The organism is Pseudovibrio sp. M1P-2-3 (genome assembly GCF_031501865.1).
Lineage (GTDB): Bacteria > Pseudomonadota > Alphaproteobacteria > Rhizobiales > Stappiaceae > Pseudovibrio > Pseudovibrio corallicola.
Genome location: NZ_JARRCW010000001.1, coordinates 1,695,001 through 1,711,024 on the forward strand (window position 1 = coordinate 1,695,001; position 16,024 = coordinate 1,711,024).

10 protein-coding genes, 1 tRNA gene and 2 rRNA genes (1 of these 13 cut by a window edge) are annotated in these 16,024 nt (G+C 48.5%); 7 read left to right on the plus strand and 6 right to left on the minus strand.

The features are described 5' to 3' along the window. The 6 genes from P6574_RS07805 to P6574_RS07830 form a co-directional block, all read left to right on the plus strand. Positions 1–13: transfer RNA gene (locus tag P6574_RS07805), tRNA-Ala, on the plus strand; it begins 63 nt to the left of the window's first position. A gap of 350 nt (positions 14–363) precedes the next feature. After that, positions 364–3,094: ribosomal RNA gene (locus tag P6574_RS07810) — 23S ribosomal RNA — on the plus strand. 117 nt (positions 3,095–3,211) lie between these two features. Then, positions 3,212–3,326: ribosomal RNA gene (gene rrf / locus P6574_RS07815) — 5S ribosomal RNA — on the plus strand. A gap of 1,230 nt (positions 3,327–4,556) precedes the next feature. After that, entirely contained in the window at positions 4,557–4,925 is a 369-nt protein-coding gene (locus tag P6574_RS07820) for an MmcQ/YjbR family DNA-binding protein (protein WP_310619789.1), read from the plus strand. An 828-nt stretch (positions 4,926–5,753) separates the two neighbouring features. After that, complete coding sequence (locus P6574_RS07825) at positions 5,754–7,721, plus strand: calcium-binding protein (RefSeq protein ID WP_310619790.1); 1,968 nt, start codon at positions 5,754–5,756, stop codon at positions 7,719–7,721. Further along, positions 7,688–8,536 (plus strand): calcium-binding protein, encoded by an 849-nt coding sequence (locus P6574_RS07830; RefSeq protein ID WP_310619791.1) that lies wholly within the window; start codon positions 7,688–7,690, stop codon positions 8,534–8,536. The genes P6574_RS07825 and P6574_RS07830 overlap by 34 nt, the downstream gene beginning before the upstream one ends. A gap of 217 nt (positions 8,537–8,753) precedes the next feature. On the opposite strand, the gene P6574_RS07835 is transcribed toward P6574_RS07830, so the two are convergent. From P6574_RS07835 to P6574_RS07860, 6 genes are all read right to left on the minus strand, one after another. Next, positions 8,754–9,500, minus strand: a complete 747-nt coding sequence (locus P6574_RS07835; RefSeq protein WP_310619792.1) for a class I SAM-dependent methyltransferase — start codon at positions 9,498–9,500, stop codon at positions 8,754–8,756. 226 nt (positions 9,501–9,726) lie between these two features. After that, on the minus strand, positions 9,727–10,467 hold the full coding sequence (locus P6574_RS07840) for a class I SAM-dependent methyltransferase (RefSeq protein ID WP_310619793.1): 741 nt from the start codon (positions 10,465–10,467) through the stop codon (positions 9,727–9,729). Positions 10,468–10,541: 74 nt separating this feature from the next. Beyond that, positions 10,542–11,279: a class I SAM-dependent methyltransferase gene (locus P6574_RS07845; RefSeq protein ID WP_310619794.1), complete on the minus strand. Its 738-nt coding sequence runs from the start codon at positions 11,277–11,279 to the stop codon at positions 10,542–10,544. Positions 11,280–11,440: 161 nt separating this feature from the next. After that, positions 11,441–12,181, minus strand: coding sequence for a class I SAM-dependent methyltransferase (locus P6574_RS07850; RefSeq protein WP_310619795.1), 741 nt, complete (start codon positions 12,179–12,181; stop codon positions 11,441–11,443). 83 nt (positions 12,182–12,264) lie between these two features. Further along, positions 12,265–13,008 (minus strand): class I SAM-dependent methyltransferase, encoded by a 744-nt coding sequence (locus tag P6574_RS07855; RefSeq protein WP_310619796.1) that lies wholly within the window; start codon positions 13,006–13,008, stop codon positions 12,265–12,267. Between the two features lie 153 nt (positions 13,009–13,161). Next, positions 13,162–13,905 (minus strand): class I SAM-dependent methyltransferase, encoded by a 744-nt coding sequence (locus P6574_RS07860; protein ID WP_310619797.1) that lies wholly within the window; start codon positions 13,903–13,905, stop codon positions 13,162–13,164. A gap of 265 nt (positions 13,906–14,170) precedes the next feature. Here P6574_RS07860 and ilvD point away from each other — a divergent pair, with 265 nt between their 5' ends. Then, entirely contained in the window at positions 14,171–16,018 is a 1,848-nt protein-coding gene (ilvD, locus tag P6574_RS07865) for a dihydroxy-acid dehydratase (protein ID WP_310619798.1), read from the plus strand. Positions 16,019–16,024: the final 6 nt, after the last annotated feature.

The window sequence follows — 16,024 nt, forward strand, 5'->3', positions numbered from 1 at the left end:
CTAGGCTCCACCATCTTATCCAAATCTATGTATGAAGAAAGACGTATGGTTTTGCTTATATCGAAAGATATGAGCGTGTTCTGTGACATTTTGAAGAGAAGACATAACGGGCCGCGCCGCCTATCAGGCTCGCTCATATTTATATGAGTGTGTACGGAGGTGTGACAACAATAGCCAGTTATCGAGGGTAGTTCTGCTAGTCAGTTCTATTCTTTAAACCGGGGCCTGCTTGACCGCTAGGCCCGTCTGTTATGTCTCATTGGAATTGGTCTAAGTCATATCCTTGCAACCGGATATGACTTTTTTGAATTAAGTCTTTTATTGGTTTATCCATACGCTTGTGTGGGTATTGCTAATGAGAGTGATCAAGTGTCTTAAGGGCATTCGGTGGATGCCTTGGCGATAAGAGGCGATGAAGGACGTGATACGCTGCGATAAGCATCGGGGAGCTGCGAATAAGCTTTGATCCGATGATTTCCGAATGGGGAAACCCACTCCTATATGGAGTACCCGCAAGGGGGCAAACCCGGGGAACTGAAACATCTAAGTACCCGGAGGAAAGGACATCAACAGAGACTCCGCTAGTAGTGGCGAGCGAACGCGGATCAGGCCAGTGGCTAAGTTTTAAGAACCGGAACAAGCTGGGAAGCTTGACCTTAGTGGGTGATAGTCCCGTACGGGTAGAAAGAAACTTAGTCCTCGAGTAGGGCGGGACACGTGAAATCCTGTTCGAACATGGGGGGACCACCCTCCAAGCCTAAGTACTCCTTATCGACCGATAGTGAACCAGTACCGTGAGGGAAAGGTGAAAAGCACCCCGACGAGGGGAGTGAAACAGTTCCTGAAACCGGATGCCTACAAACAGTTGGAGCTCAAGATTCGTTCTGGGTGACAACGTACCTTTTGTATAATGGGTCAGCGACTTAATTTAACGAGCAAGCTTAAGCCGATAGGTGTATGCGTAGCGAAAGCGAGTCTTAATAGGGCGTCTTAGTTCGTTGGATTAGACCCGAAACCGAGTGATCTAGCCATGAGCAGGTTGAAGGTGCGGTAACACGCACTGGAGGACCGAACCCACGAATGTTGAAAAATTCGGGGATGACTTGTGGCTAGGGGTGAAAGGCCAATCAAACTCGGAAATAGCTGGTTCTCCGCGAAATCTATTTAGGTAGAGCGTCCTGTGAATACTCCTGGGGGTAGAGCACTGGATGGGCTATGGGGGCTCACCGCCTTACTGATCCTAACCAAACTCCGAATACCAGGAAGTACTGCAGGGCAGACACACAGTGGGTGCTAACGTCCATTGTGGAGAGGGAAACAACCCTGACCGCCAGTTAAGGTCCCTAAGTTATGGCTAAGTGGGAAAGGATGTGAAGATCCCAAAACAACCAGGATGTTGGCTTAGAAGCAGCCATCATTTAAAGAAAGCGTAACAGCTCACTGGTCTAAATAAGGGTCTTTGCGCCGAAAATGTACCGGGGCTCAAGCCATACACCGAAACTGCGGGCTTGTCTTTGACAAGCGGTAGCGGAGCGTTCTGTAAGCTGATGAAGGGATACTCGCGAGAGATCCTGGAAGTATCAGAAGTGCGAATGCTGACATGAGTAACGATAAAGAGGGTGAGAGACCCTCTCGCCGAAAGTCCAAGGGTTCCTGCGCAACGCTAATCGGCGCAGGGTTAGCCGGCCCCTAAGGCGAGGCCGAAAGGCGTAGTCGATGGGAATGCAGTTAATATTCTGCAGCCAGTGGGTAGTGACGGATGCCGTGTGTTGTATCTCCTTATTGGATTGGAGGTGCAGCGAAGGCGTTCCAGGAAATAGCTCCCACGCTAAGACCGTACCCGAAACCGACACAGGTGGACAGGTAGAGTATACCAAGGCGCTTGAGAGAACTGTGCTGAAGGAACTCGGCAAATTGCTCCCGTAAGTTCGCGAGAAGGGAGCCCTATACGAAGGCAACTTTGTATGGGGGGCACAGAATTGGGGGTTGCGACTGTTTATCAAAAACACAGGGCTCTGCGAAGCCGCAAGGCGACGTATAGGGTCTGACGCCTGCCCGGTGCTGGAAGGTTAAGAGGAGCTGTGCAAGCAGCGAATTGAAGCCCCAGTAAACGGCGGCCGTAACTATAACGGTCCTAAGGTAGCGAAATTCCTTGTCGGGTAAGTTCCGACCTGCACGAATGGCGTAACGACTTCCCCGCTGTCTCCAGCACAGACTCAGTGAAATTGAATTCCCCGTGAAGATGCGGGGTTCCTGCGGTCAGACGGAAAGACCCCGTGCACCTTTACTACAGCTTCACACTGGTATTCGTGATGACATGTGTAGGATAGGTGGTAGACGTTGAAACCCAGGCGCCAGCTTGGGTGAAGTCAACCTTGAAATACCACCCTTGTCCTCATGGATATCTAACCGCGGTACTACAATATCCGGGACCGTGTGTGGCGGGTAGTTTGACTGGGGCGGTCGCCTCCCAAATGGTAACGGAGGCGCGCGAAGGTAGGCTCAGACCGGTCGGAAATCGGTCGTCGAGTGCAATGGCATAAGCCTGCCTGACTGCGAGAGTGACAACTCGAGCAGAGACGAAAGTCGGTCATAGTGATCCGGTGGTCCCTCGTGGAAGGGCCATCGCTCAACGGATAAAAGGTACGCCGGGGATAACAGGCTGATGATGCCCAAGAGTCCATATCGACGGCATTGTTTGGCACCTCGATGTCGGCTCATCGCATCCTGGGGCTGGAGCAGGTCCCAAGGGTTTGGCTGTTCGCCAATTAAAGCGGTACGTGAGCTGGGTTCAGAACGTCGCGAGACAGTTCGGTCCCTATCTGCCGTGGGTGTAGGAAATTTGAGAGGATCTGTCCCTAGTACGAGAGGACCGGGATGGACGAACCTCTGGTGGACCAGTTGTGGCGCCAGCCGCATTGCTGGGTAGCTATGTTCGGAATGGATAACCGCTGAAGGCATCTAAGCGGGAAACCAACCTCAAAACTAGATCTCCCTTGAGAGCCGTGGAAGACCACCACGTTGATAGGAGGCATGTGGAAGAGCAGCAATGCTCGAAGCTGAGCCTTACTAATAGCTCGATCGACTTGATCACTCCCATTAAGCTATACCCAAACATAAAGACTTAAAACAAAGATCCGCCTGACAAGCAAAGCGCATGTCAGACAAGCTGATCGACAAAAAACGACCAATTCCAGTTGCTTTTATCCTGCCCGGTGGCTATGGCGGGGCGCCCCCACCCGATCCCATCCCGAACTCGGCCGTGAAACGCCCCTGCGCCAATGGTACTTTGTCTTAAGACACGGGAGAGTAGGGCGCCGCCGGGCATGATAAAAGCAAACAATCTCTCAAAATGAAACAGAACAACAAACACTCAAAACCCCGTCCACTCAAAAGTGGCGGGGTTTTGTCGTTTCTAAAAACACCCCTCACTCATACCCCGCAATGAGCAAAAGGGGATAAGCGGAACCTCAACGCCGCCCATAAACAATCAAACCGAAGCCTCTTTGAAATCCTCTTATCCCCCTGCGCTCCCAGCCCCCTAAAATGGGAGAGATGCAAAGGCAGGGGATAAGACGGCAGCCCATCATTGGCCGCCCTGTTGACACCAAAGCTACTGCGTAACAACACCCCGTTGAATTGCCTCATAAACCCGCGACAAATGGACAATCACACAAAGTTCCCGCAATCTGTACGCTCATAGACCGGCTCTGTACGGAAATGGGCGGTGTTGAATGCATATATTTACGGGATGGGCGAGAATGCCAATGAATGTGATGTGTTCTAAATACCCGGCCCAAACCTTCGTATCATGAGTGGTGTTGTCGTTGAATTGCGTCCCAGCATGATGAAGGGAGTCTTGTCTTTAATATTCCATGAGCGGCTTTCGCCGATTTGCTACGTTAAACCAAGCATGCTTTTCCCACCACGGGTGAAGCGCGGATTGATACTTTTTAGCTCTTTGGTAAGTAGCGCGGCTATGACACTGTCGTCTTTGGGGGCTGTGTTGGCGGTTAAAGAACACTGCCATTCGCTGCGTTGGATCTTGTATAAACTGCTCGTGTGTGTCCAATTGCCTGCGGGCTTGCTGCGTACGCATTCATTGGCGAATGCTTGAACAATCTGATTGTACTGGTTTGGCTGTACCTCGGTGAGTTGGGCATTGAGGAGTGATTTGCTGCATCCACTCAAAATGCTGAGACCCAGGAAAATGAGAAGGGAGTAGATCTTTGTTTTCAGGGCCCTTTTTTTTTAGGGTTTCGATTGTTATCGGGCTTTGTTGTGGCATAATGCCTTAGATCCTTTGTTGGAGTTTTAGACAATCGTCGCACCACTAAGTTTTTCTTGGCCTAATGTTTTGGATTAAAAGCAATGGGGGCAGCAGGTGTGAAGAGAAGTTGCAGCTGTGATGTGCAACTTCATTTGGATCCGCCTAACCTGCTATAAGCCTCTAGACCCATGTACAATTGGATTTTCAGGGATTTGAGTTTAGTCTGGAGACTGGGCAAAATTGGCGTTTTACCGCTGAAGAGATTCTATAGGAACTGGGGGCAGCTTTGACACTACAGGAATTTGATAACTACTGTCGTTCACTGGTTGGAACAACAAATGTTATTCAGTGGGGAAATGCGTCTGTTTGGAAGGTTGGTGGCAAGATATTTGCCATCTGCTCTAGATGGGGCGAAGAAGATGACGGGCTGGCTTTGAACAAGATCAGCTTTAAATGCACGGATCTTTCCTACCAAATTCTCATTGAGCAAGACGGCATAATACCGGCGCCTTACCTAGCCCGAGCAAAGTGGGTGCAGGTTGAAACACTGGATGCCATGAGTGACGAGGACCTGTGCAAATACATTGAGGAGGCCTATTCTATTGTTTTTAAGGGACTCACCAAGAAGTTACAAAGAGAAGTAGGCTGGACGTAGACAGATAATTCAAGAGATGGATGATCGGGGTTTCAAAGACATAGCGCCCACCACAAACAGTTTCGGCTGAGCTCACGGCTAAGGGGTAACGAGCTTAGAGTATATCGTCTAAAAGTGAATACCGGTTTTGGTTCAAGATACGCGCCTAAACAATAGGCTAAAACCATAGCGATTGCATGCAGTGATAATCCTGCCGCCCTCATAGCAACCTTCCTTAATTGGTATGAACACCAAGGCCATTATGATATGGCCAAGGGACGTTGCACTTCACGCTAGAGTACATCGCGTTCATGCGTATTCACGCTTTGTGCTCTAACTTATTCATTTTGAGCGAATTCCTGTCGTTTGACTGAACCCAGTCAAACGGAACGCGCTCTAGAACTCACGACTTGTAAATTGAGATACCACAGCGATGCTGATGGGTGAAAAGAAGTCGGCACACACACCACTCGTACCCCACAAAACTCGCCTGTAGTCCACGTCTTCCCAATTTAGGGAGCCAAGGAGAAACCTGTCCTTATGATGATTGGAGAAAAAGATCCGCTCCGCCATAACCGGGCTTATAAATAGCGGCCCTAAATAAATTAAAGTAATCTCAATAGACATTAACTTAAGTAAAGCATGTAAAAACATATCACAATCTAGTGTATATAATTTATATACTAAAATTACTTAATAAATTGACATTTTAATACAATTACACTCTGATATTAGGCAGTAAATATCTCTCGATAGCAAGTTAACATTAGTTAACCTCATCAGGGTCAGAGCCGGATCTGGGCTTTCTGCCTTAATTTGCCCAAATAAGAAAACAGCTGGAGAAGTAAAATGGGTTCGTGGACAGGAAACTCTAACAATAACAGCAAGAACAAATCCGGCTCTACGGAAAGTTGGTACTTAAATGGAAAGGGTGGGAAGGACACGCTTTATGGAGGTGAGCGCGATGATACCATTTATGGTGGGAGTGCAATTGATACGCTCTATGGCAATGGAGGTAATGACAGAATTTATGGCGGAACTGGGAAAGACCGTATTTATGGCGGTACCGGAAATGACCTTCTGTGGGGGGAGGGAGGAGAAGATGTAATCTATGGGCAAGACGGTAACGATTTTATCTCTGGCGGAGATAAGGACGACACCATTTATGGTGGTAACGGAAATGATAGTTTGAGCGGAGATGACGGGAATGATCACCTATACGGTGAAAATGGTGACGATCATTTCAATGCTGGTTCCGGCAATGACTATATACATGGAGGGGGAGGCAGCGACACTGTCGCCTATTCTCACAGTAGCTTTTCTTCCGTTTCTTTGGACCTGCAAACGGGTGTATCGTCAAGCTATTACTACCCTACTTATAATACGATTGTAAGATTTACTGATACCTTGGTAAATATAGAGAATATTATCGGGACAGGTAGTGACGACAGGATACTTGGCAATAGCTCGATGAACCGGTTCGAGGGAAAAGACGGAAACGATGAACTCCATGGCCGTGGAGGAAATGATACTCTTTTAGGGGAGAATGGGAGCGACATTCTTTATGGCGGTGATGGCGTAGATAGCCTTTACGGCGGGAATGACAATGACCTCTTAGAGGGTGGGTCCGGTGCCGATCGATTGGACGGCGGTAGCGGGAGCGATACAGCTCAATATACGTGGTCTAATGCTGGAGTTACAGTTTATCTTGATGGTAGTCCCGCTGATGGCAGTGGAGGTGTCGGTGGGCATGCCCATGGGGATACATTGATTTCCATCGAGCATATAAGCGGCTCTGGTTACAATGATTTTCTTTATGGAAATGCTGTCTCAAACACCTTGGACGGAGGTGACGGCGATGACACGCTTGTTGGCGCTGGAGGGGGAGACACCCTTAATGGTGGCAATGGTGTAGATACTGTGAATTACGAGCTGTCCAATGCGGCTGTGCAAATTAATTTGAAGGAAGCAACAGCAGCAGGGGGAGATGCCGAAGGCGATATATTGAGTTCCATTGAAAACCTGATTGGTACTGATTTTGATGATACTCTGATCGGGGATGGAGCCAATAACTTCCTATATGGGGGAGCTGGTGCGGACTATCTTTATGGTATTAGCGGTTCCAACAGCACCTCCTATGAAGACTCCAATGCAGGCATTGTCATTCATAAGGATGGATACGCCAGTTCTGGCGGCCATGCGGAAGGCGACACATTAGTAAAGATCGAGAATATTACCGGTTCGAACTTTGATGACGTGATCTACCGTGGTTACAAGGACAATGTCATTATGGGCTTGTCCGGTGATGATTTTTTCTCTGGCGGCGGTGGTGCCGATACTCTGGATGGGGGCAGTGGCATCGACACGGTCACCTATACCTCTTCAACACAAGCCGCTACCATCAACCTTGCCCTTGGAACAGTTACAGGCGCTAATTCTACTGGAACAGTTCTGATTTCAATTGAAAACGCAACTGCGACCAATCACGATGATGTGCTTGTTGGCAATGACAGTGCAAATGTTTTGGAAGGCCTTAGAGGCGGCGATAGTATAGATGGTGGTGGAGGCCTTGATACTGTCACATATGCTTTGTCGGACAAAGGTATCGTAGTCAAGTTGAATGACGGGGTTGCACAAAACGGCCATGCAGAGGGCGATACTCTTACATCCATCGAAAATCTGATTGGCTCAAACTATGGTGATGTTCTGGTTGGAACTGACGGCGATAACTTCTTTGAAGGCTTGGGAGGAGCGGACGGATTGACGGGGGAAGTGGTCAGGATATGGTCTCATATGCCGGGTCTGATAGTGGAGTAACAGTTCGCCTTGATGGTATGGCTGGAACAACGGGTGGTCATGCGGAAGGCGATAGTCTCTCGTCCATCGAGCACTTAATAGGATCTGGCTTTCGTGACGTACTTATAGGAAATTCGGATGACAATACTATTCAAGGCGGCGATGAAAACGATACATTGATTGGTGGACTTGGAGCAGACCTTCTTGATGGGGGGAGTGGCCAGGATACTGCCAATTATGCAAGCGCCGGAGCAGGTGTCAAATTGGACTTGCAATTGGGCTTGGGAATTGGAGGAGAGGCTCTGGGAGACAAACTGGTTTCGATCGAAGTTATTAATGGCTCCCAGTTTGCTGATATGATCTCAGGCAGCACCGGCGTGGATGAAATTAAAGCCGCCGGAGGCAATGATACCGTATTTGGCGGTGCAGGCGAGGATAATCTGCGAGGAGGCTCTGGTAATGATACGATCTACGGAGGTATTGGAAATGACATCCTACGCGGAGAGAACGGGCACGATACCCTTATAGGCGGTACCGGAGACGACATTTTGATTGGTGGACTGAATAGTGATGTTCTGAGCGGAGGAGACGGGGCTGATATGTTCATTTTCGCATTTCAAGGTGGAAATGATGTGGTAACCGATTTTACCTCGGGAGAAGACCGGCTCAACCTAACTGAATATAGCAGCACAATAGACTCCTTTGAGGATGTTATGGCGCGTGCTTCCGCCAATAATAACGGAGGGACGACCATCGACTTAGGCCATGGCGGGTTCTCTATTGAACTAAACGGCGTTGAGAAAACATCCCTTTCTGAGGGTGACTTTATCTTCTAGTCTGGATTTTTGGAGATAAGCTACGCAAAAACATAATATTAAAGCTATGAGAGTTGTTTCAATAGAACATCTCATAGCTTTACAGCGTATCTCCGAAAAGTGGATACCGGTTTTCGGATAAAGATACTCGCAAACAAAAAGTTAAAGCGGTGAAGTGTTTCTATTTAAACGCAAACTGCTTTAATGTGCCCTGATACCCATCCGGGTATCAGGCCTTTTATCTAATGGAAGCAACTGCGCTGAGGTGATTTTCATCGCCCATAAACTCATGGAGCTTTCCGTTAACTTCAAGGGTGTAAGCATAGAGCTCGTTTATATGGAAGCCGCTTGAAGTGAGTGCGCGCGAAAGGATATCCTTGTCAAATCGGTGAACGAAGCGGAACATGGTGTTATGTCCCATCCATTCGATAAATTCCGGTAGGACAAAACGGGATAGTTCTTCTCCAGAGATCTCTCCGGGCCACTTCATTGTGCCCTTTCTCTTTTCGTATTCTGCGGGAAAGTTGCCAAGGTACGGATTTTTGGGCGTTCCGACGTTGATAAAAAGCCTGCCTTCATCACACAGCCAGCGCCTGAATTTGGCGAGCCCATCCATCACCTGTTCGCCGGTGAGAAAGTGGAACAGGAGTGAGCAATGGATGGCACCTATACTCCCGTCTTCAAATTCGAAATCCTGAGGAAAACAACCTGCTTGTGTGCGAAGGAACGGGGAGAGGCGGGGTGGGGTCTCCTCCCTTAAACTCTGAAGGTGATTGGGGGAGAGGTCACAGGCGAAAACCGTCTTGCCTCTATCTAAAAGCGGTCTTGTGGCCACGCCATAGGCGCAGCCCATATCGATGGAGGGTTTGTCCAATTGGCTGGCGAAGGAAATGAAGTCACGGCTGGCTTTGGACAGGCAGTTCATTGAGAGGCCGTAGTTATTGTTGGTTTTCCTCGAACCACCATTCTTGAGTTCGCGTTGCATAGCTGGACCCCGACGACTTGTGTCAAATGTACATTGGAAATTTGAAAGACAGTGTGTTTGTGTGCGTTACCTGCACGTGAGCTTGAAAATAAGAAGCAAATGCAACAAAATTATGCTGGTCCGCCCAATAAGACAGGCAGAATAAAAAGAGAATTAGAGCGTGATGTGTGAATGAAGAGGATCACAACGTGCTCTAACGGTGTCAGGGGACCTGTTTTTATAGGATTTATCGGGATGCGATTGCGCTCAAGTGAGCGTCCTCTCCCCCGTATTCGCGAAGTTTTCCCGTTGCCTCAAGGGTGTAAATATACAGCTCATCAATATGAAAACCGCTGTTAGTGAGGGCGCGGGACAGTATATCCTTGTCCATGGGGTGAAAAAACTTGAACATGGCTTCCGGTCCGATCCATTCGCCGAACTCGGGAAGGAGATAGTGTTGGAGGTCCTTTTCATAGAGTTCCCCGGGCCACTCCATACTCTGTTTTCTTTGCTCATGGTCTTGACCAAATGTTCCCAGAAAGGGAACTGATGGCATTGCAACATTGATGAAGAGTTTTCCATCATCATCAAGCCATTTTTTAAACTTTGAAAGTCCCGACAAAAGCTCTTCACCTGTTAAAAAATGCAGTAGGAATGAACAATGAATAGCGCCGATGTCGTTTTCTTCAAACTCGAAATCCTGCGGAAAACAGCCTGTATGGGTTGAGAGATAGGGGAGCAGATCATTGGGAGTTTCGGATCGTAGGCGCTCTAAGTGAGCGGAGGACATGTCGCAGGCAAATACTTTTTTGCGCTTGTTTAAGAGTGGTTTTGTTGCGACGCCAAAAGCGCAGCCCATGTCGATTGCGGGTTTTTTTACCTGACTTGCAAATTCGATAAAGTCGAGGCTGGCTTTTGGAAGGCCGGTAATGGTGATACCGCGGCCGTTACCTGTTTTGTCGTATTCGTTGCTTGCTTTGTTTTTCATTTTTTTAAGCTTGTTGTTGGGAGAGGGCTTTGAAAAAAATCCTGATTTATGCGGCCACATATTACACAAAGGGGTTAGTGGGCTATTGCACTCAAATGCGCATTTTTTCCCATAAACCTTCCCAGATCTCCATCAGCCTCTAAAGTAAATATATATATTTCATCTATATGAAACCCGCTTTGTGTGAGCGCTCGAGACAGGATATCCTTGTCAAAGGCGTGGCAGAAACTGAACATGGCATCGGGCCCAATCCACTCAACGTACTCGGGGACCATGTATTTATCCAAATCTTCCTTGCTCAGTTCCCCCGGCCATTTTCTGGTGGTTTTTCTGCGCTCATATTCCTTGGGAAAATCACCAAAGGTGGGAATGTCTGGCGTACCAACGTTGATGAACAACTTGCCATTCGGGCACAGCCAGCTTTTGAATTTTGCAAGACCTTCCATGAGCTCATCGCCTGTTAGAAAGTGTAGAAGGTGGGAACAGTGAATGGCACCGATACTGCTTTCTTCGAACTGGAAATCCTGCGGAAAACAGCCAGCTTGTGTTTGCAGGTATGGCAGGAGTTCTTTGGGTGTTTCCTGTCTTAAAGTTGCCAGATGCTCCTCGGAGAGATCACAGGCGATTATATGTTTGCGTTTTTTTAAAACCGGGAGTGTGGCAACGCCAAATGCACAGCCCATGTCTATTGCAGGCTTGTCTATCTGGCTCGTAAACTCCACAAAATCGCGGCTTGCTTTGGAAAGGGAAACGGTGACACCACGATTGTTTGTTGTGGTGTGGCAATTACCATAGTTCCTACTTTCTTTCATGGAAGGGCCTCTCTAACTGCCTATGGCATCGACTGGTATCTACTGAAAGTTACTTGGCAACGGGACTGGTCCATAAGAGTGAGTAACCAGCTGAAATGCTGTCAGGTCTAAGATGCATCATACATTCTTATGCATGTAAAATACATGCAGAGTGAGTGTGCCTAGTGAGCTACCGCACTGAGATGAGCATTTTCACCTTTGAACTTGCGAAGATCGCCGTTGTCTTCCAAAGTATAACGATAGATTTCATCTATTTGAAATCCACTCTCTGTGAGCGCTCGTGACAGGGTCTCCTTATCGAGTGGATGACAAAAACTATACATGGCCTCAGCTCCAATCCACTCTATATATTCAGGAGTGACATATTGTTTTATGTCCTTCTCATCCATCTCGCCGGGCCACTTCACCCAGTGTTTTCTTTTAAGATATTCCTCCTGAAAATGACCCAGAAAGGGAAGAGAGGGAGTGCCAACATTGATGAAGAGCTTTCCCGTTTCGCATAGCCAGACTTTGAACTTTTCCAGTCCGGCCATGAGTTCATCGCCCGTTAGAAAGTGGAGCAGATGAGAGCAGTGAATGGCACCTATACTGTTTTCTTTAAACTGAAAGTCTTGGGGAAAGCAGCCGACTTGAGTTTGCAAATAGCACAGCAAGTTCTCTGGTGTGTTTTCCCTTAGTACCCTCAGGTGCTCTTTTGAGAGGTCACAAGCGACAATGTGCTTGTGTTTTTGCAAAACAGGAAGTGTGGCAACGCCAAACGCGCACCCCATATCCAAGGCAGGCTTGTCTATATGGCTTGTAAACGTCACAAAATCACGACTGGCCTTGGAAAGGCTTTTGAAGATTATGCCGCGATGATTGGTTGTAGTGTGACAACCATTATAATGTCTGCTTTCTTTCATGGCACCGGCTTTTGCGTTGTTGGAGTCTCCCGACTGTGCGTACTAAACTCATGTGATGTAGAAGTTGGAACTTATTGGCGTATTTAGTGCGCCACAACTGCTAAGAAGTTGTTCTCGCCAACATGCTGTTGCAGCTCCTCAGTGACCTTTTGAGTATATGTGTGCAATTGTTCCACTTCAAAGCCCGTGGCGTTGAGGGCTTTCATCATAATTTCCTCATCAAAAGCATGGCAAAATTTGGGAATTGCGTCTGGCCCTACAAAATTCTTGAAACTCATAGTAAAAAACTGCTCTATATCCTTTTCACTCATTTCTCCGGGCCACTCCATACTTTGCTTTCTTTTTTGAAACTCATTGGGGAAATCACCCAAAAGTGGATGTTTATGAGTGCTGATGGTTAAAAACAGCTTCCCGCCCTTACACAGCCATTTTCTGAATTGTCCAAGCCCTGACAAAACTTCCTTTCCGGTTAAAAAATGAAAAACATGGGAGCAAAGGATGGCGCCGATGCTGTCTTCTTCAAAGTCAAAATCTCTTGGGAAACACCCCGTTTGCGTTGTCAGGTAGGGAAGCAGTTCATCCGGGGTTTCCGATCTTAAGATATCCAGAAATTCCTGAGAGAGATCGCAGGCGATAACTTCCTTGCGTTTTTCCAAAAGGGGGTGTGTGGCAATACCAAAGGCGCTTCCCATATCCAGTGAGGGCTTGGAGGTATGGCTGGCGAACTCAATAAAATCCCGACTTGCTTGTGAAAGGTTGTACATCACAAAACCGCGGTTATTGGCGGTTCTTTGAATTTTCCCCGTGGTGCTGTGAAACTTACTCATGACAGCTGCCTTTTTCTATAACTTCTAAAGACGAACGGGGATTGGGAAAAGGCTTTTCCTATGGGTTTGTTAACGGCCAGAAGGGGAGTTTTTATCTGGAAACGGGAGACTTTAAAGAATATCAGTCTGTTATCTTTTAGGCGGCAGGAATGCTCAATGGGCGATGGCATAAATAAGGCTATTTTCACCCATCAAGGTATGGAGCTCCTTTGAAACATCTGGCGTATAAAGCCCCAATTCCTCAATTTCAAACCCGGAGCGCATGAGCATTCGGGTCAAAATATCCCTGTCGAAAACATTGATGTAATTATACATGGCATCTGACCCGATAAGTTCGGTAAAATCCTGCATGACATACTGCGCCATGTCGTGCGCCTGCATTTCTCCGGGCCAGTCCACCTTTAATTTTCGTCTCTCAAATTCCTTTGTAAAATCGCTAAGAAATACGAGGTTCGGGGTACCGGCTGTTAAAAACAACTTTCCCTCTTTGCATAACCAATCTCGGAACTTGGAAAGGCCAAGCATAACTTCTTCACCTGTCAAAAAATGTAGCAGATGGGAACAGTGAATAGCGCCGATACTGTTCTTTTCAAAATCAAAATCCTCAGGAAAACTGCCGGTTAAAGTCGTTAGAAAGGGAAGCTGTTCCCTTGGAGTTTCAGCTCTTAGAATTTCAAGATGTTCTGGAGACAAGTCACAGGCAAAGACGCTTTTCTTTTTCTTTAAAAGGGGGGTTGTGGCAATGCCGAATGCGCTGCCCATGTCCACAGAAGGCTTTGTCGCATGGCTGGCGAACTCAATGAAATCCAAGCTAGTTTTTGACAGGTTGCTTAATGTAAAGCCGCGGTTGTTGGAGGTCCTTTGTATTCCTTCTTGAGTGTTATGACTTTTTTTCATGGCTCAAGCCTTTTTATTTATACTAGGACTTGGAAAGGACAAAATAAATAGGCTTCTTAATGGGACAAGCTACTTCACACTCGCATGGTTGAGGGAGGCAGCTAAACCCGCGAGAAATGCTCAAGCGATGTTGGGGGTAAGGGCGTACTCGCGGGTACACCTTTGTTTAGAACTGTTGTAGGCTTTGAAAAAATGGTGATTTGCCTATAGAACTACGTAGAGTATCTGCCACAATGCGCAGTGGCCCAAAATCTTGAGGAAAACAATGCCCAACTATCGTTCGCGTACATCCACTCATGGTCGCAATATGGCCGGAGCCCGTGGTCTCTGGCGTGCAACAGGTATGAAAGATGGTGACTTTGGCAAGCCGATTATCGCGATTGTCAACTCGTTCACCCAGTTCGTTCCGGGCCATGTGCACTTGAAAGATCTGGGCCAGCTTGTGGCGCGGGAAGTTGAAAAAGCAGGTGGTGTGGCAAAAGAGTTTAACACCATTGCCGTGGATGACGGCATTGCCATGGGCCATGACGGCATGCTGTATTCCCTACCATCACGCGAACTGATCGCGGACTCCGTGGAATATATGGTGAATGCACACTGCGCTGATGCCATGGTCTGCATTTCCAACTGTGACAAGATCACTCCGGGCATGCTCATGGCCGCCATGCGCATCAATATTCCGGCGGTTTTCGTCTCCGGCGGGCCTATGGAAGCGGGGAAGGTGATCCTTGCCAATGGTCAGGCGCGCAAGCTTGATCTGGTGGACGCCATGGTGGCAGCGGCAGATGACCAGATGTCCGATGAAGAGGTCTCCTCCATTGAGCGCTCCGCTTGCCCGACCTGCGGCTCATGCTCTGGAATGTTCACCGCCAACTCCATGAACTGCCTGACAGAAGCGCTGGGCCTGTCCTTGCCGGGTAACGGCTCTGTGCTGGCAACCCACTCTGATCGCGAAAAGCTGTTTGTGGAAGCGGGCCACCTGATTGTTGATCTGGCAAAGCGCTATTACGAGCAAGATGATGAAAGCGTTCTGCCGCGCTCTATTGCCTCGTTCGATGCGTTTTGCAATGCCATGACGCTGGACATCGCCATGGGTGGCTCCACCAATACGGTGCTGCACTTGCTGGCCGCCGCGCAGGAGGGGGAACTGGACTTTAACATGGACCACATCGACGCCTTGTCCCGCAAGGTTCCGGTGCTTTGTAAGGTCGCGCCAAATATCGAAAACGTGCATATGGAAGATGTGCACCGTGCTGGCGGCATCATGGGTATTCTTGGTGAGCTGGAACGGGCAGGGCTTCTCAAATCAGACACCTACACCGTTCACTCGCCCACAATGAACGATGCGCTTGAGCGCTGGGATATCAAGCGTACTTTAAGCGAGAATGTGCGTGAGTTTTATTCCGCTGCGCCCGGCGGCGTACCGACGCAGGTGGCGTTCTCCCAGTCTTCCCGCTATGCGGAAGGCGTAGATGATGACCGCGAAAACGGTGTTGTACGCTCCAAGGAAAATGCGTTTTCGCAAGATGGCGGTCTTGCTGTTCTTTCCGGTAACCTTGCCCTCAACGGATGTATTGTGAAGACATCCGGTGTGGATGAGAGCATTTTGAAATTCTCCGGCCCCGCCAAGATTTTTGAAAGTCAGGACAGTGCCGTGAGCGGTATTCTTACCGGTAAAGTGGAAGCGGGTGACGTGGTTATCATTCGCTATGAAGGGCCTCGCGGGGGGCCGGGCATGCAGGAAATGCTCTATCCAACCAGTTACCTGAAATCCAAGGGACTGGGCAAAGCCTGCGCCTTGATTACGGATGGTCGTTTTTCTGGGGGAACCTCTGGCCTTTCCATCGGCCATGTGTCTCCAGAGGCAGCAGAGGGCGGTAATATCGCTCTTGTGGAAGCTGGCGACACCATCGAGATAGACATTCCAAACCGCTCCATCAAAATAGCTATCTCAGATGAAGAGCTGGCAGCGCGCGGCGAAGTCATGAACGCCAAGGGATCGGATGGATGGAAACCTTCCGAAGTGCGTACCCGCAAAGTCAGCGCGGCCCTGCGCGCCTATGCCTCCATGGCAACCAGCGCCGACAAAGGCGCGGTTCGCAAGGTGGACTAAGGCCTC

What these genes read in the sequence shown, in the direction of transcription:
- P6574_RS07825 (WP_310619790.1), top strand. Translation starts at nt 5,754, where the DNA reads ATGGGTTCGTGGACAGGAAACTCTAACAATAACAGCAAGAACAAATCC.
- P6574_RS07835 (WP_310619792.1), bottom strand. Translation starts at nt 9,500, where the DNA reads ATGCAACGCGAACTCAAGAATGGTGGTTCGAGGAAAACCAACAATAAC.
- ilvD (WP_310619798.1), top strand. Translation starts at nt 14,171, where the DNA reads ATGCCCAACTATCGTTCGCGTACATCCACTCATGGTCGCAATATGGCC.
- P6574_RS07855 (WP_310619796.1), bottom strand. Translation starts at nt 13,008, where the DNA reads ATGAGTAAGTTTCACAGCACCACGGGGAAAATTCAAAGAACCGCCAAT.
- P6574_RS07840 (WP_310619793.1), bottom strand. Translation starts at nt 10,467, where the DNA reads ATGAAAAACAAAGCAAGCAACGAATACGACAAAACAGGTAACGGCCGC.
- P6574_RS07830 (WP_310619791.1), top strand. Translation starts at nt 7,688, where the DNA reads ATGGTCTCATATGCCGGGTCTGATAGTGGAGTAACAGTTCGCCTTGAT.
- P6574_RS07860 (WP_310619797.1), bottom strand. Translation starts at nt 13,905, where the DNA reads ATGAAAAAAAGTCATAACACTCAAGAAGGAATACAAAGGACCTCCAAC.
- P6574_RS07850 (WP_310619795.1), bottom strand. Translation starts at nt 12,181, where the DNA reads ATGAAAGAAAGCAGACATTATAATGGTTGTCACACTACAACCAATCAT.
- P6574_RS07845 (WP_310619794.1), bottom strand. Translation starts at nt 11,279, where the DNA reads ATGAAAGAAAGTAGGAACTATGGTAATTGCCACACCACAACAAACAAT.